The sequence below is a fragment of the Comamonas sp. 26 genome, assembly GCF_002754475.1.
GTDB lineage: Bacteria > Pseudomonadota > Gammaproteobacteria > Burkholderiales > Burkholderiaceae_C > Comamonas.
Genome location: NZ_PEFL01000001.1, coordinates 925,585 through 949,682 on the forward strand (window position 1 = coordinate 925,585; position 24,098 = coordinate 949,682).

24 protein-coding genes, 1 tRNA gene and 1 pseudogene are annotated in these 24,098 nt (G+C 58.3%); 8 read left to right on the forward strand and 18 right to left on the reverse strand.

Going from position 1 to position 24,098, the window contains the following annotated elements:
- The first annotated feature begins 74 nt into the window (after window positions 1-74).
- On the forward strand, window positions 75-455 hold the full coding sequence (locus CLU84_RS04260; RefSeq protein WP_099736087.1) for a lysozyme inhibitor LprI family protein: 381 nt from the start codon (window positions 75-77) through the stop codon (window positions 453-455).
- A 170-nt stretch (window positions 456-625) separates the two neighbouring features.
- Entirely contained in the window at window positions 626-1,297 is a 672-nt protein-coding gene (gene tenA / locus CLU84_RS04265; protein WP_099736088.1) for a thiaminase II, read from the forward strand.
- A 757-nt stretch (window positions 1,298-2,054) separates the two neighbouring features.
- Here the strand turns inward: tenA and CLU84_RS04270 are convergent.
- Window positions 2,055-3,011, reverse strand: a complete 957-nt coding sequence (locus CLU84_RS04270) for a LysR family transcriptional regulator (protein WP_099736089.1) — start codon at window positions 3,009-3,011, stop codon at window positions 2,055-2,057.
- 75 nt (window positions 3,012-3,086) lie between these two features.
- On the opposite strand from CLU84_RS04270, the gene CLU84_RS04275 reads away from it, so the two are divergent.
- Window positions 3,087-4,037: a DMT family transporter gene (locus CLU84_RS04275; RefSeq protein WP_233209922.1), complete on the forward strand. Its 951-nt coding sequence runs from the start codon at window positions 3,087-3,089 to the stop codon at window positions 4,035-4,037.
- 47 nt (window positions 4,038-4,084) lie between these two features.
- Here CLU84_RS04275 and CLU84_RS04280 read toward each other — a convergent pair whose 3' ends face one another.
- Window positions 4,085-4,825, reverse strand: a complete 741-nt coding sequence (locus tag CLU84_RS04280; RefSeq protein ID WP_099736090.1) for an LrgB family protein — start codon at window positions 4,823-4,825, stop codon at window positions 4,085-4,087.
- A complete protein-coding gene (locus CLU84_RS04285) occupies window positions 4,822-5,223 on the reverse strand; it encodes a CidA/LrgA family protein (RefSeq protein ID WP_099736091.1) in 402 nt (133 codons plus the stop codon). The genes CLU84_RS04280 and CLU84_RS04285 overlap by 4 nt, the downstream gene beginning before the upstream one ends.
- Window positions 5,224-5,420: 197 nt before the next feature.
- Here CLU84_RS04285 and CLU84_RS04290 point away from each other — a divergent pair, with 197 nt between their 5' ends.
- Entirely contained in the window at window positions 5,421-5,639 is a 219-nt protein-coding gene (locus CLU84_RS04290) for a hypothetical protein (RefSeq protein ID WP_099736092.1), read from the forward strand.
- Between the two features lie 1,526 nt (window positions 5,640-7,165).
- Here CLU84_RS04290 and CLU84_RS22595 read toward each other — a convergent pair.
- Window positions 7,166-7,648, reverse strand: a complete 483-nt coding sequence (locus CLU84_RS22595) for a hypothetical protein (RefSeq protein ID WP_304441936.1) — start codon at window positions 7,646-7,648, stop codon at window positions 7,166-7,168.
- A 592-nt stretch (window positions 7,649-8,240) separates the two neighbouring features.
- On the opposite strand from CLU84_RS22595, the gene CLU84_RS04300 reads away from it, so the two are divergent.
- On the forward strand, window positions 8,241-9,284 hold the full coding sequence (locus CLU84_RS04300; RefSeq protein ID WP_233209923.1) for a glycosyltransferase: 1,044 nt from the start codon (window positions 8,241-8,243) through the stop codon (window positions 9,282-9,284).
- 25 nt (window positions 9,285-9,309) lie between these two features.
- Here CLU84_RS04300 and CLU84_RS04305 read toward each other — a convergent pair whose 3' ends face one another.
- The 5 genes and pseudogenes from CLU84_RS04305 to CLU84_RS04325 form a co-directional block, all read right to left on the reverse strand.
- Window positions 9,310-9,645: a hypothetical protein gene (locus CLU84_RS04305; protein ID WP_099736095.1), complete on the reverse strand. Its 336-nt coding sequence runs from the start codon at window positions 9,643-9,645 to the stop codon at window positions 9,310-9,312.
- Window positions 9,633-10,062, reverse strand: a pseudogene (locus CLU84_RS04310) (DNA polymerase V subunit UmuC); the annotation flags it as partial. The gene CLU84_RS04305 and the pseudogene CLU84_RS04310, both read right to left, overlap by 13 nt.
- Before the next feature lie 9 nt (window positions 10,063-10,071).
- The gene (gene cho, locus CLU84_RS04315; RefSeq protein ID WP_099736096.1) at window positions 10,072-10,929 is read right to left on the reverse strand and encodes an excinuclease Cho; all 858 of its coding nucleotides are present in this window, start codon (window positions 10,927-10,929) and stop codon (window positions 10,072-10,074) included.
- Window positions 10,930-10,933: 4 nt separating this feature from the next.
- Entirely contained in the window at window positions 10,934-11,350 is a 417-nt protein-coding gene (locus tag CLU84_RS04320; protein WP_199173753.1) for a translesion error-prone DNA polymerase V autoproteolytic subunit, read from the reverse strand.
- Window positions 11,351-11,560: 210 nt separating this feature from the next.
- Window positions 11,561-11,645: transfer RNA gene (locus CLU84_RS04325), tRNA-Leu, on the reverse strand.
- 39 nt (window positions 11,646-11,684) lie between these two features.
- Here CLU84_RS04325 and cysM point away from each other — a divergent pair.
- The 3 genes from cysM to CLU84_RS04340 all read left to right on the forward strand — a co-directional run bounded on the left by cysM (window position 11,685) and on the right by CLU84_RS04340 (window position 13,756).
- A complete protein-coding gene (gene cysM / locus CLU84_RS04330) occupies window positions 11,685-12,590 on the forward strand; it encodes a cysteine synthase CysM (RefSeq protein ID WP_099736097.1) in 906 nt (301 codons plus the stop codon).
- A gap of 111 nt (window positions 12,591-12,701) precedes the next feature.
- Window positions 12,702-13,325, forward strand: coding sequence for an NUDIX domain-containing protein (locus CLU84_RS04335; RefSeq protein ID WP_099736098.1), 624 nt, complete (start codon window positions 12,702-12,704; stop codon window positions 13,323-13,325).
- A 203-nt stretch (window positions 13,326-13,528) separates the two neighbouring features.
- Window positions 13,529-13,756 carry a sulfurtransferase TusA family protein gene (locus CLU84_RS04340; protein ID WP_099736099.1) on the forward strand — a complete coding sequence of 76 codons (228 nt, stop codon included), beginning with the start codon at window positions 13,529-13,531 and terminating at the stop codon, window positions 13,754-13,756.
- 76 nt (window positions 13,757-13,832) lie between these two features.
- Here the strand turns inward: CLU84_RS04340 and galU are convergent, their stop codons facing one another.
- The 9 genes from galU to CLU84_RS04385 form a co-directional block, all read right to left on the reverse strand.
- Window positions 13,833-14,720: a UTP--glucose-1-phosphate uridylyltransferase GalU gene (galU, locus tag CLU84_RS04345; RefSeq protein WP_099736100.1), complete on the reverse strand. Its 888-nt coding sequence runs from the start codon at window positions 14,718-14,720 to the stop codon at window positions 13,833-13,835.
- Between the two features lie 73 nt (window positions 14,721-14,793).
- Window positions 14,794-17,706, reverse strand: a complete 2,913-nt coding sequence (locus CLU84_RS04350; RefSeq protein ID WP_099736101.1) for a valine--tRNA ligase — start codon at window positions 17,704-17,706, stop codon at window positions 14,794-14,796.
- Window positions 17,707-17,990: 284 nt separating this feature from the next.
- Window positions 17,991-18,641, reverse strand: coding sequence for a VOC family protein (locus CLU84_RS04355; RefSeq protein ID WP_099736102.1), 651 nt, complete (start codon window positions 18,639-18,641; stop codon window positions 17,991-17,993).
- A gap of 170 nt (window positions 18,642-18,811) precedes the next feature.
- A complete protein-coding gene (locus CLU84_RS04360; protein ID WP_099736103.1) occupies window positions 18,812-19,387 on the reverse strand; it encodes a YceI family protein in 576 nt (191 codons plus the stop codon).
- A gap of 82 nt (window positions 19,388-19,469) precedes the next feature.
- Entirely contained in the window at window positions 19,470-20,045 is a 576-nt protein-coding gene (locus tag CLU84_RS04365; protein ID WP_099736104.1) for a YceI family protein, read from the reverse strand.
- A 35-nt stretch (window positions 20,046-20,080) separates the two neighbouring features.
- Entirely contained in the window at window positions 20,081-20,644 is a 564-nt protein-coding gene (locus CLU84_RS04370) for a cytochrome b (RefSeq protein ID WP_099736105.1), read from the reverse strand.
- A 175-nt stretch (window positions 20,645-20,819) separates the two neighbouring features.
- Window positions 20,820-22,130: a heme biosynthesis HemY N-terminal domain-containing protein gene (locus CLU84_RS04375; RefSeq protein WP_099736106.1), complete on the reverse strand. Its 1,311-nt coding sequence runs from the start codon at window positions 22,128-22,130 to the stop codon at window positions 20,820-20,822.
- A gap of 18 nt (window positions 22,131-22,148) precedes the next feature.
- Window positions 22,149-23,267, reverse strand: coding sequence for a uroporphyrinogen-III C-methyltransferase (locus CLU84_RS04380; protein WP_099736107.1), 1,119 nt, complete (start codon window positions 23,265-23,267; stop codon window positions 22,149-22,151).
- A complete protein-coding gene (locus tag CLU84_RS04385) occupies window positions 23,264-24,097 on the reverse strand; it encodes a uroporphyrinogen-III synthase (RefSeq protein WP_099736108.1) in 834 nt (277 codons plus the stop codon). Before CLU84_RS04385 ends, CLU84_RS04380 begins: the two co-directional genes overlap by 4 nt.
- Window position 24,098: the final 1 nt, after the last annotated feature.

Sequence of the window (24,098 nt, forward strand, 5' to 3'; positions counted from 1 at the left end):
GCGTAGGGGCCTGTAAGTTGCGGCAAACTAGGCTCGGCCATGTTTCATGGAAGCCCAACCCAAGGAGTACCCGGATGAAGAAAATTTTTGCCGCGTTGGCATTGATTGCACCGTTGGCTGTATTTGCCAACTCCAATTGCGACAAGCCAGTCAATGATTTTGATGGCCTGTACTGCCTCAACAAGGTGTACTCGGAAGCCGACAAGGAGTTGAACCAGCGCTATTCCGAACTGGCCTCCAAGCTCGATGCACCGGGCAAGTCTGCGCTCAAGCAAGGCCAACTGGCCTGGATGAAGCAGCGCAACAATCAGTGCTCCAAAAGGGATGACACCGGCTTTTATGTAAACCTGCGCTGCGCCACCGAGACCACCATTGCCCGCGTGGACTTTTTGCAAGGCCGTGTACGCGAGTGCAAAAGTGCGGGCTGCCAAAACAGCAAGCTGCTCGAGCCGTGACCTCCTATTAATAGCTTGCAGGCAGGCCCATCAAGCGCCGCCGCTGCCCACCCGCATGACAAGCGCAAATGCCAGCTGTTGGGTTGGCGTTTGCTGTTGAGCGGCCCTGTTCAGACCTGGGCCTTTGGAAAACCATGCCTCCTTGAAAAGGAGGTTCAGAGAAGGTGTTTATGTCGTTTAGTCAAAGCCTGTGGAGCGCCAATCAAGCCTTGTACCAGAGCACGCTGGACTTGCCCTTTAACAAGGAACTGGCGGCAGGCACGCTCAGCATGGAGCGCTTTCGCCATTACATGATTCAGGATGCGCACTATCTGGTGGCCTACGGCCGTGCGCTGGCCGTGACGGCTGCCAAGTCCGACAACGCCGAAGGCGTGGTGCAGTTTGCCAATGCCGCCAATGAAGCCGTGGTGGTGGAGCGTGCCCTGCATGGCGGCTTTATGCGTGACTTTGGTGTCAGCGCTGAGCAGTTCGCTGCCACGCCGCTCACGCCTGCCTGCCACCACTACACCAGCTTTCTGGTCTCTACCGCCTGGAGCGCGCCATATCCCGTGGCCGTGGCCGCACTGCTGCCATGCTTCTGGATTTACGCCGAAGTGGGGCGCGACATTCATGCGCGCTCGGCATCTGACAACCCGTATCAGGCTTGGGTCGATACCTATGCCAGCAAAGAATTCCACGCTGCCGTACGCGGTGTCTGCGCCACGGTGGATCGCCTGGCGGAAGATGCCACGGAATCCACCCGCGCCGCCATGCACGCGGCTTATCGTGATGCTGCAAGGCTGGAGTGGATGTTCTGGGACAGTGCTTATCAGCTGGCCGACTGGCCCAAGCCGCTGCGTTAAGCGCTTTTCTGCCTGAAATTCAGTCTGAAGAGAGGGTTGCTTAAAAAATAAGCAGCATCCTCTTTTTTGTTGTATGACAAAGAGTTAGCTGGCTTGTTCAGCAGCTTGCTGGAGTTTGTCCACAAGCTTGTAGCGATTTTTTGGGGAGAACTCGCCTCAAGCCCAAGTCCATAGCGCGCTAGCTGCTATGAATTGCGGAGTTTTTGCCGTAATTCTGGGTGGTCAGTGGTTGCGCACTGTGGGTGTATTCAAGGCGTTCTCTGGTGTTTTGCCTTCTCTGTGCAGCTGGAGCATTGCCTCAGAGGTGTTTTTGATTAAAAAATAATCAGCTCTTGCTTTGTTGTTTTATGACAAGGACTTAGCTTGCTTATCAAAGGTCTTGGCGGGGTTTGTCCACAAGCTTGTAGTGATTCTGTGGGGAGAACTGCCCGCCAGCCCATGTCTAGAGTGCGCTGGTTGCTATGAATTGCGTAGTTTGAGGGCTGGCAGACCTGTATGGAGTGGTTTGCTTAAAAATTAAGCAGCCATGAAGAAGTCATTTGATAACAATGGCTTGAGTCGCTTATCCAGCTACCCCGTGTGCTTTGTCCACAAGCTTGTAGAGGTTTGACGGGGAGAACTCGTTGTGAGTGCTTAAGAAGCGCTAGCACCACCCAGCAAATCGCAGATTTGCGGTTGAGACGAGGCATGAAGCCGCAGGCAGTACAAGCGTACGACAAGGCGAAATAACGACGTATCAAGGCTGGTGCTAGCGACTCTAAGTGTGCTTTCCTGCCTCGATCAGGTGATCAATAAGCGCCCTGACCTTGAGAGGTAGATGGCGTGATGGTGCATAGACGGCATAGGCGGTGCGGGGAGCGTAGTTGCCGGTAAGGCTCCATTGGGGCAGTACTTGAACCAGTGCACCGCTTTGTAGCGCGGCGCGGGCGGCAAAGTCGGCGACCAGGCCAATGCCCTGGTGCTGCAGCGCCAGATGAATGATGCCGGTGCTGCTGCCAATATAGATGGGGGTGTGAATGGCGACTTCCACCGCATCGGTGGCTGCGGGTTTTGTGGCCGCGCCAGGGCCGCGTACCCATTGCAGCTGCTTTTGAAATTCGCCATACCCCAGCGTGATGCATTCCACGCCCTGCGATGGGGCTAGATCCGCAGGGTGATCGGGTTGCTTGCGCAGGCCTTGCAGATAGGCGGGTGAGGCCACGGCGATATAGCGCACCGTACACAGCTCGCGGGCCACCATATTGGGTGCAAGCTGGTGGGCGCGGGTCAGTCGGATGGCCAGGTCCAGCCCCTGTTGGGCCAGGTCTTGCATCTGATCGCTAAGGCTGATGGCAATCTCCAGTTCAGGCCACTGGCGTCGTAGAGCGGGTAGCTGGGCAGTCAGCCAGATTTCACCAAACACCGTGGGCGCAGTCAGTCTCACCGTGCCGCGCGGCACGCCGCTGTAGTGGCCGGCAATGGCGTGGATGTCGCTGGCGGTCTGACTCAGTTGGCTGCAGGCGGCGTAGACCTCGGCGCCTAGCTCCGTGAGCGACAGCGACCGGGTAGTGCGGTGCAGCAACTGCACGCCCCAGTGCGCCTCCAACCTGCCCACGCTGCGGCTGACGGCCGAGGTGGTCAGCTCCAGCTGCCTTGCGGCGGCGGCAAAGCTGCGCAGCTCTACCACCTTGGCAAAAACCAGCATTTCGGGAACCAGTCGGGGCTCTTTGCTCATGGATCAATCCCTTGGCTAATGTTGATTTAAAAACAATAGTAAGTGGAATTGGTACGCATTGATGAATCAGATTCAATGAATAAAGATCAAAGCATGACTCTCAATGCTTCTTCCTCATCCCCGGGCGCTGTGCCTGAAGTGCCTCATCCGTCCTTAGCCACCGCTACGCCCGGCGGCGGCACCTGGCGCATGGTGCTGGCCATGGCCTTGTCCGGCACGATTGGCCTGCTGGTGGTTGAAAGCGAGCTACCCGCACTGTGGGTGGTCTGGCTGCGCTGCATTCTGGGTGGACTGGGGCTGGCGGCGTGGGTGGCGGTTTCACGCCAGTGGCGAACGCCGACGCGCAGTGAGTTGAGGTGGTTGCTGCTGGGCGGGCTGGCGCTGATCGTCAACTGGCTGTGCCTGTTTTGCGCTTATCGCTACAGCGGCATTGCAATTGCCACGGTGGTCTATCACGTGCAGCCGTTTTTATTGCTGCTGCTGGCAGCCTTGTTGCAGGGCGAGGTTTTGCCGCTGCGGCGCATGCCGTGGCTCCTGTTGGCGCTGGTTGGCGTGCTGCTCAGCAGCGGCTTGCTGGGAGCTGATGGTGCTCATCAGGCATCGTGGCAAGGGATTGGCCTGGCTCTGCTGGCCGCCAGCCTGTATGCCGTGGCCACGTTGAACACCCAGCGTCTCAAGCGCATCGCCCCAGCGCAGATTGCCATGCTGCAAATGGGAGTCGGGGCTTTGGCTTTGCTGCCGTTTGTGTGGGAGTTGCGTGCCGATGTTGTCTTCAGCCCCAAGGCGTTGGCTGCCGTGCTGGTACTGGGGCTGGTGCACACGGCCTGGATGTATACGCTGATGTACACGGCGTTCCAGCGGCTCAAGGCGCAGGCCATTGCAGGCCTGTCTTATATCTACCCCGTCATGGCCTTGCTGGTGGATTTGCTGTGGTTCGGCGCCAAGCCCCAACCCGCACAGTGGCTGGGCATGGTGCTGATTCTGGGCGCCGTCTGGGCCTACCGGCGCGGCGATCAAAAAACTTAGCCAAAACTGCTGCTGCGCTTATAGATAAAGCGCAAGCAGCTATCTTTTTAAATCCAAGGGGTGATAGCCAGAACTAGCGGCATCAGCACCGCCGTAGCGACACCGTTCAGCCCCATGGCCAGCGCCGAGAACGCGCCCGCCGTAGGATTGAGCTGAATGGCTCGCGCCGTGCCAATGGCGTGGGCGGTCAGACCAATGGCAAAGCCTTCAACGGCCGGGTCTTTGAGGCGCAGAAAGCGGCACAGCAGTGGTGCCATCATGGTGCCGCTGATACCGGTGATAGCCACGGCCACAGCCGCCAGAGAAGGCTTGCCGCCAAAACGCTCTGCCATGGGCAGGGCGATGGGGATGGTGGCTGATTTGGGTGCCACGGCAATCAGCGTTGCTTCAGAGCCGCCAAACAACCAGGCAATGCCCAGTGCAGAAAACAGGGCCACCAGGCAACCCACAAATAGTGCCACGCTGATGGGTAGCCACAGTTCCTTAATGCGTTCACGCTGGGCGTAGAGCGGAATCGCCAGTGCCACCGTGGCCGGGCCAATCATCAGCCCCAGGAGCGATACGCCGCTGCGATAAGTCTCATACGGCGTGCCCGTCACCATCAGAATGCCGACGATGACCACCACACCGGTAAACACGGGAATCAGCGTGGGCCGGTTGCCGCTTTTTTTGTAGATCGCCATTGCCGCAAGGTAGACGATCAGCGTCAACACCAGCCAAGGCAGGGGCGAGCCTTGGGCAAGGCTCAGCCAGGTGGTGTGCAGGCGATCAAGCAAAGGCGTGCTCATGCGGCCTGCTCCTGCTCTGCAGTGCGTTCATCGTTGTCTTCATTGCTGCTCTGAAGAGTGCGCTGGCGCTGCAGAAAAAAGCGGAAAGTGAGGGCGGTGGCCGTAAACGTGATCGCAGCACCTAGCACGCAGGCCAGTACAAACGGCAGCCATTCGCGGCGCAAGTGGCCGAACTCCAGCATCACGCCCGCGATGACGGGGATAAAAAGCAGCATCATGTTCTGCAGCAGCACCTGCGCGGTGTCTTCCAGCGGCTTGGGCAGGCGTTTGTAAAACAGCAGTCCAACCAGTAGCAGCAAAGTCCCAACGAGTGCTCCGGGCAGTGGCAGGCCGCTGATGCGCGCCAGAAACTCGCCCAGCAACTGAAAGGCGAAAAGAACAGCAATCGCATACAACATGTGGGTAGCTAGCTCCTGAAATAAGAGTGGCGGACTGGCGCTGGGTGGTGGGGCTGAGTGGTGTTTGAGGGCTTGGTGAATTTAGGTAAAGCCGTCAATCAGCTATTGCGCGTGGCAAATGAGAGGTTTATCTTGGGTTTCAGGCGCTTCGGGGCCGGAGCGACCAGTCTACTCAGACGAGCTTAGGAGAAATCACCATGCAAACAGCAGTCTATCGTGCACCTGTGTATGAACCTACGGTCGATGAATTGGAAACGCTCAAAAAGCTGGAGCTGGGTGAAGATGTATCGCTCGGAGCGGCCGTCAAGGAATACCTGTCCAGGCGCCTGCTGGAGCGTGGCTTTGTCGTGCAGGACGAAGAAAAGCATTGGCACATCACCGATACCGGCCGCCTGCTGATCCGGCGCACCCTCTGAAAGATTAGGGGTTAACCCTTTATTGGGCATCTGCCTGATTTGAAGGCAACCAACCGGCAAGGACGTCAATACAAGGGAGAGGATGCCTGTATCGATGGAATTCCACTGGATATCCACGGAATTATCAACAGGATCTGTGGAAAAAAGCGCCGTGAAAATCGGCGCTTTTTTCGTGGCTGAAACGGAAACAGGGTTGCTCTGATTGACAGCAGCCGCTAGTTTCGAAAATACGCTCGCTTTGACCCTACAGAGAAATTTTTCAGAGGAGGACGCTGTGCAATCGCACGCCTACGCGGCTTTTCTTGGGTGAATGGCTTGTTGGCCTTAGAGGCGCAGAAGTGCGGCTTTGAAGCAAAAAACGGCACATTCCTATGTGCTCGAAAGGGCCTGATTGCAAAAAGTTATTCACAGTTGCTGCACCATCTCTGAAAAGTGAGCAGATAAGGCAGATCCTGCCTAAGCCCGGCAGCGGGAAGACTTGGATAAAGGGATGGGGCGATGTACCCGATTCGCCGTTTTCTTTGGAGTCAGACAATAGAAAAGCCGAGAAGTGAATTCACTTTCTCGGCTTGGGTATCTGGTGCCGGAATCGAACCGGCACACCTTTCGGTGGGGGATTTTGAGTCTGACCGCATACCCTTGAGGGACGTGGATTGTAGCTCGTTTTTGGGCGCAAAGAGGATCACGGGCTATCGACACGAAAACACTCTTTGCGCCAACAGTTTTTGTCTGTTCTCGTTTTACTGGAAAACGATTTCTTTCAGGGCAAGCTCCTCTGTTGGCCTCAGTTGTGAGTCGCTAGACATGCAGGTTTTTTTGCTTAATTGCAACTGATACTTGCAAAAAGCACACCGTCCCATTCGTTGAATCTTTGGGTGAAATTCTTGATCTGCAATTGAAGTAAGTGACCTTCCCCGATATTTGTTGGCACGGTACTGCTGCATATCTTTTGTCCAGTTTTGCTAACGGTACAGGATGAAATTTCTTGGCCGGGGGGGCTGTTCCAGTGGTCGGATCGTAATGCAATGCTGAAACCGTGTAATCGCTTGTGAGGTTTTGCAGTGTTCCGCCTAGTGACACGACGAGTTTGACGGATGTACAAGCGTTAGGTACGACTACTCCTGTTTCTGCAGTAGTCGAGGTTCCGCCTCCCTGCAGTAAGTATCTCGGTAATAAAGCATCAAAGTTCGCGTTATCCAAGACCGTAAACGAATAGGCCACAGTACTACTTGGGCCAGTGGCTCCTGTTGCGCCTGTAGCACCCGTTGCTCCATTGTTCCCTGTAGCGCCAGTGGGACCTGTTGCACCAGTGGATCCCGTTGCACCAGTTGGGCCAGCGGAGCCAGTTGCACCCGTACCACCAGTCGCACCCCCTGGGCCTTGAGGGCCTTCGGCGCCCGTTGCTCCGGTTGCCCCTGTGTTTCCTTGAGGTCCTTGGGCGCCTGTTGCTCCCGTCCCTCCAGTTGCGCCTGTTGGGCCAGCTGCACCAGTAGAACCCGTTGCGCCTGTTGTTCCAGTTGTGCCCGTCAGGCCTGTTGCACCAGTGGCACCGCCAACGCCTGTGGCGCCAGTTGGGCCTGCTGCGCCAGTGGATCCCGTTGCACCGGTTGCACCAGCAGGGCCGGTTGTACCAGTTGCACCAGTAGCGCCGCCAACGCCGTTGGCGCCAGTTGGGCCTGCTGCGCCAGTGGATCCCGTTGCACCGGTTGCACCAGCAGGGCCGGTTGTACCAGTTGCACCAGTAGCGCCGCCAACGCCGTTGGCGCCAGTTGGGCCTGCTGCGCCAGTGGATCCCGTTGCCCCGGTTGCACCAGCGGGGCCGGTTGTACCAGTTGCACCAGTAGCGCCGCCAACGCCTGCGGCTCCCGTGGGGCCTGCTGCGCCAGTGGGGCCAGTTGCACCATTGGCGCCGTCAACACCTGTGGCTCCCGTGGGGCCTGCTGCACCAGTGGCTCCTGAAGCACCGGTTGCGCCAGTGGGTCCTGCCGCACCGTTAGATCCCGTTGCACCGGTGGCTCCAGTTGCGCCCGTAGCACCTTGCAAATTGCCAATAGTCGACCCCCAAACATTTCCGGACTTGGGGCCGTACAGAGAATAAGTGCTGATATCGACGTAGAAGTCGCCGTCGCGGCCCACAGTATTTGCGGGTGCGCGCACGCCGGTAATCAGAACTGCACCTGGGGCGTATCCAGGCTGGCCTTCTGCCCCGACCGGTCCTTCTACACCAGCAGGGCCAGCAGGGCCAACCAATGTCAACGAGTCAGTCGGCCACGCCCCGTTAGCTTTGGGGCCATAGAGCTTGCCTGTTGAACTGTCCAAGTAAAAATCGCCATCTTTACCGACAGTGCTGGCAGGCGCAGTCTTCGCACCGAGGAGTACAAAGCCAGATGCAGGGGCCACGCTGGCCTGACCTCCATCATCTCCACCTCCGCCACCACAGGCTGACAAAGAAATTGTGAGACCAACCAGTAAACTGGCAAGAAGCGGATTGACACGAGTATGCATAAGTAGAACTCCACGGGTAGGCGAGAAATTCTGCTTTTATTGCTTCTAAATCTAATTATTTTTTTCAGCATGTTACATAGATGCATCAGTTTGAGCATGATCGTGAAGAACGAAGCTCCTGTAATAAAGCGCTGCCTCGAATCTGTTAGACCATGGATTGATCAGTGGGTCATCGTGGATACCGGCTCTACCGATGGGACTCAGCAGCTTGTGCAGGAGGCGATGGCCGGGATTCCTGGCACGCTATACGAGCGGCCCTGGGTTGACTTTGCGCACAATCGAAATGAGGCCTTGGCTTTCGCGCGGCAGAAGGCGGACTATGTGTTGTTCATCGATGCCGATGAGCAGTTGCATTTGCCTGATGGATTTCGATGGCCGAATCTCGATGCAGATGGCTACCTCTTCAAATGCATTCTGAACACCACACAGTACTCCCGAAATAGCTTGATTTCGACTCGCCGGAATTGGGCGTGGGAGGGTGTGATTCACGAGTACTTGACTTGCCCAGAACCTCACGAATGGCAGTTGCTTCCTGGGCCAGAAATTCATGTCAGCAGAGATGGTGCCAGAGCCAGAGATCCCTCCACTTACCTCAAAGACATTGAGGTGCTCAAAAAGGCATTGACTAAACAGCCGGGCCATCCCAGGTACACCTTCTATCTTGCTCAAAGCTACCGGGATGCGGGTCTATTGTCTGAGAGCCTGACTCAATACGAAAAGCGAGTCGGCCTTCAGGGCTGGGCCGAAGAAACTTGGTATGCGGCTTTTCAGGTTGCAGTGATGAAGGAAAAGCTCCATCGCTCAAGCCTTGATGTTCAGCAGGCATATTTGCGTGCTTATGCAATGCGGCCTAGTCGGGCGGAGCCTCTTTATGAGCTGTCCAGGTATCTAAGGCTGCAGGGGGATACAGTACTTGCTCATCTTTATGCCCTGCGTGCTTCTCGTATCAAGAAAACAGAGGATCTGCTGTTTGTCGATTCGTCTGTGTACGAGTGGAGGGCTTTGGATGAGCTGGCCAGCGCTGCCTGGTATGCCGGTGCTCTGGATGATGGGCGAATGGCCTGTGAACAGCTACTTGCCGAAGGGAAGTTCCCCGAGACGGAAAGAGCCCGGATTGAGAGCAACAGCAAGTTCTATTGATCAGGTGCGGGGCGTTCTTACTGGCTCAGCGCACCGCTTTTAACCGAGTGGCCCGCGTCCGGTAATGCTTGCGCGTCACGCCTACACTGCTGTGGTCCAGCAGCTTTGATGCCTCTTCAATGTCTTCAGCCAGGTTGGCCGCGAAGCTGCGCATATCGCGCAGGTACATGGCGCGGATGCGTTTACCCAGCTCTTCATCGCCGGTGACTTCGGCGCGGTAGGCCGCTGCGTCGCGGGCATCTTCCCAGCGGCGGGAAATCATTCGGTAGGTGACTGGCCGACCATCGTGCAGCACCAGCAGATTGGGGCAGAGCGTATCTACCAGCTCACGGCGCTGGACGATGCGGGTATGCCAATGCAAGTAGGTATGCCAATGCCGCGCAAGATGCGCTCCCGAATGACCCAGGTGCGGCGCGTGACTTCGGGCACGCCTTGCAGGTCGATAAAGCATTCGTCAATGCTGTATTCCTCCAGCTGCGGGCCCAAGGCCGAGGCGAGACTCATCATGCGCTCGCTCATGTCGCCGTACAGGGGGAAGTTGGCACTCAGGGCGACCAGCCCGGCTTCATCGTGCAGATGCCTGATCTGAAAGTAGGGAGCGCCCATCTTGATGCCCAGTGCCTTGGCTTCGTCACTGCGGGCCACTGCGCAGCCATCATTGTTTGATAGCACGACAACGGGAACACGCTTGAGGCTGGGCCTGAAAACGCGCTCGCAGCTCAAAAAAACTATATGGAACGCATCATTAGAAGTTGTTGCCATCGATGAGCGCAAACATGGTCTCCCCCTACAAGGGGATGATCTTGGCGCTGCCGCCGAGAATAGGGCGACACAGGATCTTGTAGCCATCGGCATCAAAGCCTGCGGCCACGGTGTTGAGCTTGCGCGCAGCTGGCAGTGTCGTGGCGCTGCCCAGGTAGCACCAGTTGTTGATGACATGGATCTGCCGCATGTCCTGCCACTTTTCTTCAATACCCACGGCACCGGCATAGGGCCAGGTCACCACGCGCAGGCCTTCAAGCGCACCTCTCAAGCGGGCGCGATGCTCCTCTGAGGATTCAGCACCATGGCAAACGCCAGCGCACTTGTGAACCATGTTGCGAAAGCAGGCGCGGCCTTTGGCCAGTTTTTCCAGGCCCAGGGCGCCATAGCAAAGCTTGTGAATGTCGGCCAGGTCGCGCAGGGCTTCCAGTGCGGAGTGGCGGCTGCTGTACAAGCCAAAAATATCTGGCGAGCTGGCAAAGTCGATATCGCGGGAATAAATGACCTCGGGCACATCTCCCGACAACCGCAGTGCGCACAACTGCCTGTTGCGACGCAGCTTTTGATTGAACAGAGGCTGCTGTTGCTTGATGAGCTGTGCCTCTAGCAGCAGTGCCCCGATTTCTCCTGCCGTGCGGATATAGCTGATGCGCACCGTCTGGCGGAGCATGCGGGCCTCATCTTCGGTGCGAAAGTGCGAGAGCAGTCGAGCGCGCAGGTTGATGCTCTTGCCGATGTACAGAGGCAGTTCGCCCTCGGCCGCATGAAAAATGTAGACACCTGGTCCGGCGGGCATCCCCTGCAGCGACGAACGCAGGTGTTCGGGGTACTCGTAGATGCGTGCCTCATCGAACTCGGGCCGTCGGCGTGCAGGGATGTGCATGATTTCAATTCCGGAAGCGCTTGATGCAGGAGGTGACCACACCCCAGATCTCCAGCTCCTGGTTTTCTTTGGGAACGATGTCGGGATAAGTGGGGTTGCCAGCCCTGAGCTTGAACACACCGCCTGCGTTGTGCAGGGCCTTGACGGTGAATTCGTTATCAATAACGGCCACGACGATGCTGCCATGGCGAGCGCGCAGCGCTCGGTCAACGACGATCATGTCCCCGTCATCGATGCCGTACTCGCGCATAGATGGTCCTGCCACGCGCAGCAGAAACGTGGCTTGGGGGTGTTCGACCAGAAGCGTGGCAATGTCTAGCCGCTTGCCTGAGAAGTCCTCAGCTGGAGACGGGAACCCTGCACGCACGCTGCAATCCGCCAGCGGCAGTGCAACTGGGGATGAGGTGAGTTGGACGGGCATGCCGCCCAACAGACGAATACTGTTCATATGTACAGTATATCAATCGACTATGACCCAGTGCTGGGTGTCCATTTTGTGCAGAGTGCGAATGCAAAGCGCTTTTTTCACGAACGGGGCGCGAATTAACCACGAACGTGGGAGGGAAAAACACAAAGCAAACAGGCAATAGAAAAAGCCGTTAAGTCTTTGGAACTTAACGGCTTTTTGTATTGGTGCCCGGGGCCGGAATCGAACCGGCACACCTTTCGGTGGGGGATTTTGAGTCCCCTGCGTCTACCAATTTCACCACCCGGGCTTGCTTAGCGCAGACGTGAATTATGGCACAGTATTGGTCATGAAAACATATATGACCATCGAACATGCTATCGGTCACACGCCGCTGGTTGCATTGCAACGCATTGGCGCGGATGCAAATCGCGAGCGCGGAAATGTGGTGCTGGGCAAGCTTGAGGGCAACAACCCAGCTGGGTCCGTCAAGGACCGGCCTGCGTTGTCCATGATTCAGCGCGCTGAAGAGCGTGCTGAGATCAAGCCGGGCGACTCATTGATTGAGGCTACGTCGGGCAACACCGGTATTGCCTTGGCCATGGCGGCAGCAATTAAGGGCTACCGCATGATTTTGATCATGCCCGAAGACCTGTCCATTGAGCGCGCCCAGACCATGAAGGCTTATGGTGCCGAGCTGATCCTGACACCTAAGAGCGGCGGTATGGAATATGCCCGCGATCTGGCTGACCAGATGGTCAAGCAAGGCAAGGGCGTGGTGCTGGACCAGTTTGCTAACCCCGACAACCCTCGCGCCCACTACGAAACAACTGGCCCTGAGCTGTGGGAGCAGACGGGTGGCGAGATCACGCACTTTGTCAGTGCCATGGGCACGACTGGCACGATCACCGGTGTGGCCAAATTCCTCAAGGAAAAGAACCCGAACATCAAGATCGTGGGTGCCCAGCCCTCCGAAGGTTCGCGCATTCCTGGCATTCGCAAATGGCCAGAGGAATATCTGCCCAAGATCTATGACGCATCGCTGGTTGATGAAATGGTCTATGTATCGCAGGATGATGCCGAGGACATGGCCCGCCGCTTGGCACGCGAGGAAGGTATTTTTGCCGGGATCTCGGCCGCCGGAGCGTTGTGGGTTGCGCAGGAAATTGCCAAGCGCGAAGAAAACGCCACCATTGTTTTTGTGGTGTGCGACCGCGGTGACCGTTACCTCTCTACAGGCGTGTTCCCCGCCTGATCTTTGTCGCTGAGGCGATTGCCTCAGCGATGAGGCAAGCTCTAAATGGTGGCTGGCGCTTATATAACAAGCGCTGGCTGCTATCAAAATAAAGAATAAGGAGAGAGCTGAATGGCCTATGAAATTCGTTTTTGCTCCAACTGCGCCACTGAGCTGCAGTGGATTGTTGCCAATGAAGACAGCGGAGAGGTGCAGCGCCTGCGTTGCCCTAGCTGCGGGTTTACGCATTGGGGCAACCCGACCCCCGTATTGGCGGCTGTGGTTGAGGGGGCAGATGGCCGTGTTCTGCTGGCGCGTAATGCGCTGTGGCAAGAGGGTGTGTTTGGTCTGATAACCGGTTTCATGGAAGCCGGTGAATCGCCAGAGGCGGGTATTTGCCGCGAAGTGATGGAAGAGACCGGTTTACGTGTCAAGGCACTGCGTCTTTTGTGCTGCTCGGAGTTTCTGCGCATGAATCAGGTGCTGATTGCCTATCACGTGCTGGTAGAAGGCCGCGCTGAAGATGTGACGCTCTCGCCCGAGCTGCTGGAATACCGCTGGCAGACGGCTGAGGAGTCTCTGTGCTGGCCTGCAGGCACGGGCTATGCCTTGGCTGAGTGGATAAAGCAAAAAGGCTTTGAGCCGCGTTTTGGCGCCTTCAGGCCTGGTCAGAACCCTGAACCTGACCCTGCCAAGTGGCCCGTTCGCCTATGGGATGAAGATCAGCGCTTTACAGTCGCCCCTGTGATTGATTAAGAGCCATGAACAAGGCCCAGCAAACCGAGGGTTTGGGTTGAGACAAGACGCGAAGCCGCAGGTAGTACAACAGTACGACAAGGCCTCGCGCCGATGTCTCAAGGGTTGTTCAAGGCTTGTGCTTGATGGTTTAAGTAAAGACCGTGCTGGCACGGCCAGCGACTGGTCTTTCTACAATCGAGACTGACGAGGAAACCACGCCCATGCAAGTAGACCAAGAAGTTGATACCCGCGGCCTGAACTGTCCGCTGCCCATTCTCAAAGCCAAGAAGGCATTGGCTGCCATGCAAAGCGGTCAACTGCTGAAAGTAGTGGCGACCGATACCGGTTCTATCCGTGACTTTCAGGCATTTGCCAAACAGACGGGCAATGAGCTGGTCGAGCAACAGACCGTGGGTGATGAGTTCATTCACATTCTCAAGCGCCGCTGAATAATGCTCTTGATTTGAGAGCGGATGACGCAAAAAAGGCCTGCGATTGCAGGCCTTTTTCTTTGAGGCGATTGGTTTACAGGCTCAAACTCTTGAGGTAATCGCGGAAGCTGCTGCCCACGTCAGCGTGCTGAAGTGCAAGCTCCACAGTAGCTTGCAAAAAACCTTCTTTGCTGCCGCAGTCATAGCGCTTGCCAGCGTACTGGAAGGCGTAGATGGTCTCGTGCTGCATCAGGCGCTCAATGGCATCGGTCAGCTGAATTTCGCCGCCAACGCCCTTGGGCTGGTTGCGGATTTCATCAAAAATGCGGGGCGTCAGCACATAGCGGCCTGCTACACCCATGCGCGATGGGGCGACTTCTGGCGCGGGCTTTTCCACGATTTCATCAATACGCATCAGCGGACCACCGGCAGGCTCGCCCTTGACGATGCCGTAGCGCTTGGTTTGCTCCAGTGGCACTTCCTGCACGGCAAGCAGCGAGCGGCCTTGCTTCTGGAAGGCTGCCGTCATCTGCGCCATTACGCCGGGGCCACCGTTGTCACCGGTCATCAAGTCGTCGGCAAGGATGACGGCAAACGGTTCGTCGCCCACCAGAGGCTCTGCGCACAGCACGGCGTGGCCCAGACCCAGAGAGCGAGGCTGACGCACAAACAGGCAATTCATGTCGGCTGGGCTGATGCTGCGCACCAGATCCAGCATGGCGTGCTTGCCTGCGCGTTCCAGCTCGTTCTCCAGCTCGTAGGCGGTGTCGAAATGGTCTTCAATGGCGCGCTTGCTGCGGCCGGTCACAAAGATCATGTCGCGAATGCCAGCCTCATAGGCTTCTTCGACGGCGTACTGGATTAGGGGCTTGTCCACCACGGGCAGCATCTCCTTGGGAGAGGCTTTGGTGGCAGGCAGAAAGCGGGTGCCAAGACCCGCAACGGGAAACACGGCTTTGCGAACGCGGGTTTGATTGTTCATGAGATGTACTTTGGGGTAGAGATGAACAAAAGGCGCAGTTGCCTGCGCCTTTTCCTATCACTCGCTCAGCATATCAACCCAGACGGGCCAATTGCTCTTGAATGCGGGCCACGGTAGCGCTCTTTTCTGAAACACGTGCGCGCTCTTGCTCCAGCACGGCGGCAGGTGCCTTGGCCACAAAGGCTTCGTTGCTGAGCTTTTTTTGCGAGCTGGCAATTTCAGCTTCCAAGCGGGTCACTTCCTTGGTCAGGCGGATTTTTTCAGCCGCAACGTCAACTTCCACGAACAACGCCAGACGGGCATCGCCCACCACTGACACCGGTGCGTTTTGCGCTTCGGTCGCCCATGCCGCTTCGTCATCAAAGACTTTGACTTCGCTGAGTTTGGCCAGATTCTTGAGCACGTCGGCATTGGCACGCAGGAACTCCGTGCCTTCGGCCGAGCCTGCCACCGCCAGCAGCGGCAGGCGCTGGGCAGGCGATACACCCATCTCGCCACGTAGAGCGCGGCAGGCGTCCACCATTTGCTTGATGCGGCCTACGTAGGCAATCGATGCTTCATCGATCTTGGCAGGCTGGGCTTCGGGGTAGCGGGCCACGGCGATGGATTCGCCCTTAAGACCTGCCACAGGCGCCACTTGCTGCCACAGCTCTTCCGTCACAAACGGAATGATGGGGTGGGCCAGACGCAGAATCGCTTCCAGCGTGCGGATCAGCGTGCGGCGGGTGGCGCGCTGCTGGGCAACACTTCCAGTCTGGATTTGCACCTTGGCGATTTCCAGATACCAGTCGCAGAACTCGTTCCAGACAAAGTCGTAAATTGTGTTGGCGACGTTGTCCAGGCGGAACTCGGCAAAGCCCTTGGCCACTTCGGCCTCGACTTTTTGCAGCTGCGAGGAAATCCAGCGGTCAGGCTGGCTGAAGTGCATATAGCCTTCGAACTCGCCGCCGGGCTGGCATTGCTCCTTGGTGTGCTCTGCCAGACCGCAGTCATAGCCTTCGCAGTTCATCAGCACAAAGCGCGATGCGTTCCACAGCTTGTTGCAGAAGTTGCGGTAACCCTCGCAGCGCTTGCTGTCGAAGTTGATGGATCGGCCTAGCGATGCCAGCGCCGCAAAGGTAAAGCGCAGTGCGTCTGCACCGTAGGCGGGAATGCCTTCGGGGAACTCTTTTTGCGTGTTCTTGCGCACGGTGGGCGCGGTCTCTGGCTTGCGCAGGCCGGTGGTGCGCTTGTCCAGCAGAGGCTCCAGCGAGATGCCGTCGATCAAATCGACCGGGTCCAGCACATTGCCTTCGGACTTGGACATCTTCTTGCCCTGCGAGTCACGCACCAGGCCATGGATGTAGACATGCTTGAATGGCACGCGCCCGGTGAAGTGCGTGGTCATCATGATCATGCGCGCCACCCAGAAGAAGATGATGTCGTAGCCGGTCACCAGCACCGAAGAGGGCAGGTACAGGTTGTAGTCATCGTCAGCGGCAGTGCCTTGCTCTGGCCAGCCCATGGTGCTGAACGGAACCATGGCCGAGGAGTACCAGGTGTCCAGCACGTCAGGGTCGCGGCGCAGTGTCTTGCCGGGGGCCTGGGCTTGCGCTTCGGCTTCGTTCTTGGCGACGTAGATCTTGCCGTCTTCGTCGTACCAGGCCGGAATCTGGTGGCCCCACCACAGCTGGCGTGAAATGCACCAGTCCTGGATGTTGTTCATCCACTGGTTGTAGGTGTTGACCCAGTTTTCGGGCACGAATTCCACGTCGCCATTGGCAACAGCGTCGATGGCCTTCTGGGCTATCGACTTGCCGGTGTCATCGCCAGTGCCTTCGTTGGCGGTCTTGCTCATGGCAATGAACCACTGGTCGGTCAGCATGGGCTCGATCACCTGTCCGGTACGGTCGCAGATCGGCACCATCAGCTTGTGCTTTTTGATCTCGACCATCAGGCCGAGTTCTTCCAGATCCGCCACGATGGCCTTGCGGGCCACGAAGCGGTCCATGCCGCGGTACTTTTCAGGCGCTTCGTCGTTGATCTTGGCGGTCAGCGTCAGCACCGTGATCATGGGCAGGTTGTGGCGAATACCAACCTGGTAGTCGTTCTGGTCGTGCGCAGGCGTGACCTTGACCACGCCGGTGCCGAATGCCAGGTCCACATAGTCGTCGGCAATGATGGGGATTTGGCGGCCCACCAAAGGCAGGGTCACGGTCTGGCCGATCAGGTGCTTGTAGCGCTCGTCTTCGGGGTGGACCATCACGGCCACGTCGCCCAGCATGGTTTCGGGGCGAGTTGTTGCCACCACCAGATTGCCTTCGCCGCTGGTCAGAGGGTAGGCGATGTGCCAGAGCGAACCGTCCTTTTCCTGGTTTTCCACTTCCAGGTCGGACACGGCGGATTGCAGCACGGGGTCCCAATTCACCAGGCGCTTGCCACGGTAGATCAGGCCTTGCTGGTACAGCTTGACGAAAGTCTCAGTCACCACCTTGGACAGCTTGTCGTCCATGGTGAAGTATTCGCGGCTCCAGTCCACGGTGTCGCCCATGCGGCGCATTTGCGTGGTGATGGTGTTGCCGGACTTTTCCTTCCACTCCCAGACTTTCTTGGTGAACTCGTCACGGCCCAGGTCGTAGCGGCTCACGCCTTGTGTCTGCAACTGACGCTCCACCACGATTTGCGTGGCGATGCCTGCGTGGTCGGTACCGGGAATCCAGGCGGTGTTGTAGCCCTTCATGCGGTGGTAGCGCGTCAACGAATCCATGATGGTCTGGTTGAACGCGTGGCCCATATGCAGCGTACCAGTCACATTGGGTGGGGGCAGCTGTATGGAGAAGTTGTTGCCAGCAGCGGTAGCCTCGGCACCGGGCAGGCCCGTGCCGCGATAGCCGGCGTTGCCGTAGCCGCGCTTTTCCCACTCGGGGCCCCAATGGGCTTCGATGGAAGCGGGTTCAAAAGACTTGGTGAGGCTGTCGAGGCCGGGCTGTTGAATGGTGTCGCTCATGGCTGCGGTGCAAAAAGTTCTGAAAATGAAAACGGCATCCGTGGAGGGGATGCCGTCTGCATAGAAATTAGGACGGATTGCCAATGATTTTAGCGATCCGATCCGCTGATGGGGACAGTAGGCCTTATTTCAGCGCTTGGCGCTTATCTATCAAGCGCAAGCTGCTATCAAAATTTAAAAGCTCAAAACCGCCATATGTCTGCAACGAGACGCCAAGCAAGCGCCGCCGCGACACGAAGCTGCCGTCCCCCTTGGGGGGAGGCGCGTAGCGCCTCATGGGGGAGTTATTTCCCAGGGACAAATTCCGGCCGGTCATTGCCCTGAGGCTTGAGCGCCTCAGCGGTCTTTCCCTCTGCACGCTCCCTGCGCCACTGCTCCTTGCGGGCTGTCCACTCCGCCAGACGGGCGTGGGCCGTGGTGCTTTCTTTTTGCATTTGCATGGCATCGGCCAACTGTGCGGTCAGCTCCAGACGAATGCCATTGGGGTCGAAGAAGTAAATGCTTTTGAAGATGTGGTGATCCGTCACGCCCAGCACTTCCACGCCGCAGGCCTGCAGTCGGGCCTTGGTGTTTTCCAGCTCCTCCACGGTGTCGACGCGAAACGAGATGTGGTTGATCCAGATGGGGCTGTTGGGTGAGGGCAGGGCCGCTTCGTCGTCGCCAATGTCAAAAAAGGCGATGAAGGAGCCATCCTTCAGGCGAAAGAAGAAGTGGGTGTACGGGCAGTACTCGCCGGTGGAGGGGACGTAGTCGCTCTGAATGATGTGATAGAGCGGCAGGCCCAGAATATCTTCGTAGAAGTGACGGGTCTCTTCGGCATCTTTGGCCTTGTAAGCGTAGTGATGCAGCTGCTGCACGCTGGCGGGAGCGGGCAGCTGGCTCATGTCGACACGCTGGGGCTGGGAGTAAACCGGTGTCGGGGCGGACTGGCTCATGGATGTCTCCTTGGATTTTTTGAGAATGCTGGAATTCTACTATTCGTAATTGATTAACCTAAAGTAAATTTTAATCAGGGGATTCACGGGCATGAATCCAACGTACACAAAAAAGCCCAGGCCGCTTTCACGGGCTGGGCTTTTGAAGGCAATGAAGCCGCTGATTCCGCTTATTGCTTCACCGCTTCAATGCTCATGACCAGACGCACTTGCTTGGGGAAGCCGTAGGAGATGCCGTAGTCCACGCCCCACTGGGTGCGGTCGATGGTGGCTTCAAAGTCGCCGCCGCAGACCTCACGCTTTTGCAGCATGGGGCTTTCGTAGCAGGTGAACTTGTTGGCCTTGATGGTGATGGGAGCAGTCTTGCCCAGCATGGTCAGCTGGCCGGTGACTTCCTTGAGCTTGTCGCCGTCAAACACAAACTTGTCGGAGACAAACTTGGCGGTGGGGAATTTCTCCACGTTGAAAATGTCGGCGCTTTGCAGATGTTTGTTGAAAGCGGGCGTGCCAGAGTTCACCGAAGTCATGTCCAGCTCGATCTCGACCTTGCCTGTCTTGGCGGCCTTGTCGAACTGCACGGAGCCACTCTTCTTGTCAAAGCGCGCGCGGTTGGTCGAGGCACCGAAGTGGTCGATCTCGAACGTCGCGAATGTATGGGTAGGGTCGATCGCGTAAGTCGCGGGGGCAGCCTGGGCGGCCGAAGCAAACAGGGAAGCAGCGGCCAGGGCGAACAATGCAGAACGCATGGTGAAAAATCCTTGAGGGGTTGGAACTATCAAAACATGAGCTGCTAGCGCTTATCTATCAAGCGCTAGAGGCTAAAAAGACTTAAATCTTGCCGAAGCCAGTCAGGGCCAGCTTGAACTGCACTGTGACCTCGTCGGCCACCATGGAGGTGTCCTTCCAGTCGCCGTCGCCAATCTTGAAGGTCAGGCGCTTGAGCGGCAGGGTGCCGGTGGCCGTGGTGGTGGCGCCGGACTGGGTCAGCGTCACGGGCAGGCTCACCTTTTGCGCATTGCCCTTGACGGTCAGCGTGCCATCGACCTGGAACTTGCCGCCGCCCAGAGCCTTGACGGCGCTGGAGTCAAACGTGGCCTGAGGGAACTTGGCGACATTGAACCAGTCCGCCTTGGGCAGCTCGGCATCGGTTTCCTTGGCACCCATGGTGGCGCTGCCGGTGTCGATGCTGAAGTGAATCTTGCTTGCCTCGGGCTTGGCGGCGTCAAAGGCAATCTTGGCGTCGAATTTCTTGAAGTGGCCCTTGAGCGGCACGCCCATCTGCTTGGCCTCAAAGTTGACGGCGCTTTGTGCTGGCACCAGAGCCTGATCGGCCAGAGCCTGGTTGGAGATTGCGGCAACGCCCAACGCGGCGGCGACAGCAGTGGTTTTGAACAAATGCTTCATGGAAACAGACTCCGTGGTTTTCTGGAAAACAAGGGTTAGCGGCTGCCGGGCAGCATGCGGCAGAGGAGACCGTCGCGGTCGATGATCTGGTGCTTGATGACGGCTGCGACATGCAGCACCACCAGCGCGGCCAGGGCATAAGCCAGATAGCCATGCCAGGGCTTGAGGGCTTCGGCCAGCTCGGAGCTTTTGCTCACCAGATCGGGCAGGGGCAATTGGCCAAACAGCACGATGGGAAAGCCGGCTGCCGAGCTGTACATCCAGCCCACCAGCGGAATCGCAAAAAACAGCGCATACATCAGGTGGTGCGTGCCGTGGTGGGCCACGCGCTGCCAGGCTGGCATGGTGCGGGTGACTGCGTCAGGCAGCTCTGGCGGGCGATGGGTGATGCGCCAGATAAGGCGCAGTGCCGACAGCATCAGAATCGTCATGCCCGCCCATTTGTGCCAGTTGAAGTACTTCAGGCGTGTGGGCGAGAAGGGCAGGCCTGTCATATAGAGACCAAAGGCAAAGATGCCGATCAGCGCCAGGGCCAACAGCCAGTGAAGGGCAATGGCTGTGGTGCTGTAGCGCTTGGCGAAAGAAGAGGCGTTGTTCATGTTGCTGCAAAAAAAGAAAGTGCGACCATCGCGCTAGCCATGCAGTGTATGAAGCGAGCTGTGCAAAAAGGTTCAGCGGGTTTGAGTAAACAATTCAAAAAAGCTGAATGATGGCGGCGCTGAAATGAAAAAGCCCCGAGCTTTTACAAGCTAGGGGCTGGTTGGATGGGGCTTTTTACGCCTCGCGTGCCGGGTTTTCCGGCAGCACCACCATGGCCTGTGCCGCCAGCTTCCAGGCGATGGCGGAGGCTTCCATGTCGCCGCGGTGCTCGGCCATCAGCGCCAGTCGCTGCCAGGCACGGGTGCGCAGCAGCGGGTCTTGCAGCAGGGGCGCGGCGCGGGTCAGCAGTTGCTGTGCTTTGCCCCAGAGCTCGCGTTGCACACAGGCCATGCCGGCCAGGTATTGCAGGCGCGGCTCGCGAGGATGGGCGTTGGACGCCGCTTCAATACGGGCCAGCCATGCGCCATCGAGCTTGCTCAGGCAGGACTGCAACACTTGCACCAGTTTGGGCAGATGGGCTTCGGTGCGCGGGCTGGGGTGGCCCAGCAAATGCTCCCACACGGGCAGCAGCCAGGTGCGGGCTTGCTGGGCTTCGCCGCCCAGCTCGATTAGGCGCTCGGTGGCGGGAATGGCCACTTCGGGCATGGCGCGTTCGTCTTCGTCCAGCGACAGCCAGAACTGCTGCAGCGATGAAGTGTCGCGTGCATCGCGAATGCTGGCCAGCAGCAGGCCGCGCACCACGCTGGCCGATGCGGCGGGCGAGAAGGCGCGGTGCTTTGCCAGCAGGCGGGCGGTATCCAGCGCAATGTGCGTATCGCCTGCGAGGCGCGCGGCCTTGAGCTTGATGCGCAGGGCAATGGTGCGGCGGGCCGCGCCCAGCGGCAGTTCGCCAAGGCGGCGCATAGATTCGGCGGCATCGCGGTCATCCAGCGCCCAGCGGGCGGCACGCATTTGCGCACCTTCGCGGATTTCGTCGTCCTGCGTGTTGCCAGGGATGGGCAGCGTGTCTAGGGCTTTCTGCCAGTGCCTGTCACGCAGAGGCGTATCTTGCAGGGCGTGTGATGCGTCGGCGGCAATCAGATGGGCGGTGGCACTCAGGCGCTCGCCGTAGGGCAGGGCAGCGCCGCCTTCACGCAGCGACAATGCGGTAGACAAGGTCGTCAGCGCTGCCTTGCGGGCACGCACAAAGCGGCCAGCCTGCAGATGAGAGAGCGCTTCCAGCAGACTCTGGTTCATGGCGCGTTCTTTTTGCTGCATGCGCCAGCGGCGGGCCTGATGCGGCATTTGCACCAGCGCAGCCAGTGCGCGCAGCGCGGCATAGACCAGTGCAAAGCTCAGAAAGAGCAGGACGATGGCCAGATTCAGCGACATGTCCACCCGGTAGGGCGACCAGAACCAGGTGATCGAGCTCTGGTTATTGCCTGCAAACAAGGCCAAGGCTACAGCCATGGCAAACAAACCCATTAACCACAAGGCGGCGCGCATTTCTGTCTCCTCCTCGGGTTAGCGCCCGGCCGCTGCAGTGGCCAGGGCATTGAGCGTGTCATCCAGCTGCAGCTGTCCACCAGCATGCAAATTGGACTGAATCTGCTGCAGCTGTGCCTGTGCAATCTGGGTGCGGCGCGCGCGGTTGTCGAAGTATTTGTGCAGCAGTGCGCCCGATGCACTCAGGTCAGCGCGGGCCGATTCCCATTGGCGAGACAGCAGGCCTAGTCTGGCGTTGAGCAGCTGCAGCTTGAGGTTCTCACGTAGAAAATAGCCTTGCTCGGGGGCGAGCAGTGCGACTTCGGGGTGATCGATGCGGCGCACGCGCACCAGATCGGATGCGCCATTCTTGAAGGAATCCCACACGCGCTGGCTCTGCCCCTGCCACCAGGCCCACTGGGTGGCTGACAGGTTGGCGATATCGGCCGTCGCATGGTCTGCGGCGGTGTTTTTGTCTTGCGGCGTGCCGCGGCTGCGTGCGCGGCCCACATCGTTGATCAGGGGCAGGTCATCGACCTGACGAATCAAGTCTTCAATGCGGCTGAGCACCCCCGTGGTGTCGGTCACGCTCATGCGCGAGAGTTTGTCCAGATCCAGGTCCAAAGCGCGTACCACGGGCGCAAGGCGCGGCTGAGCCGTGCTTTCCACGCGTTTTTTGGCGGATTTGAGGGTGGTCACCAGCGGCTGCAGGCTGCCGGATAGCTCGGCCTGTTGCTGAGCCAGCCGCACCGATGACTCAATATCAGCCAACAGATTTTCATCACGCGAGCGGGACATGCTCTGCATCAGCTCCTCGAGCTGATTGCGCTGCAGGCTCAACTCGCCCACGCGCGCTTCCATGACGGAAACGCGGGCCGCGCTGTCGCGGGCCAGGTCTTGTGCATCTTTGGCCAGAGTGCGCGCCTCTACCGATTGAGCACCAGACTGTGCCGACTGGCGTGCCAGCTGCTCTTGCATATTGCCCACGCGCTGCCACAGCATGCCGCAGGCAATCAGGGCGGCGACGGCTACCACCCCCAGCGTCAGCACCACGGCCATGGGCGTTCCATGGCCGTTGTTTACGGGCGCTGGATTGTCCTGACTGGGCGGTAGATCTGCGGGCTTGTTATCGGTAGTGGGGATGGCATTAGAGCTCATAGCCCTGATTCTATAGACGCCACCACGTCGTCCAGACTTGGCCGGCTTTGCAAAACACGGCCAAAGCCGGCAGCAAGTGCTTTGCTGGCAATGCGATCATGAGTGGTAAGCGCTAACCCAGACCGCCAGTTCTGTGTAGGTAGGAGCTGTTGCAGGTTGGCAACAGCTTCAGAGCTGCTGAAAAGCCACAGGCTGCCGTCAGTCGCAGATTGCTCCGCCAAATCCAACTGTTGGGCGCTCCATGACGGAAGTTGGCGCTCATAAACTGCCAGAAACTCCACCTCGGCACCGGCATCACGCAGTTTGGCGGCCAGCCAGTCACGGCCTGCGCCTTCGGTAGGCGGCTGACTGGCGGTGTTTTGAATCGTTGCGGCTGGGCTTGCGCCGCGCACAATCAGCACGCGGTCGCCGGGGCGAATTTGCAGGTGCACGTTTTGCCACAGCGATTCAGATTCGAACTGCGGCGCATCGGGTGATGGGCCATCAATCTGGCAGGCGGGAAGATTTGCTTCCAGCAAGGCGCGCTCTGTGCCCGGGCCGGGCGTCCATGCTCTTGTTTCAGTAGCTATCAGCGCTTTTCCATCAAGCGCTAGAGGCTGGTTTTGAGCAAAGAAATGCTGCACTGCATTGCCGCTGACAAACATCACCGCCCTGTAATAGCCAAGCTGTGCGCGCTGGCGGGCAGCCATTAATGCCTGGCGAGATGCTTTATCGGCACAGGGGCCAATGGCCAGCAGCGGCAAGGCCTCGGCCAGCAGGCCGCGGGCGCGAAAAGCCTCCACCCAGGGCATCGCATCGTGCAAGGGGCGGGTTACAAGTACGCGGCGCATG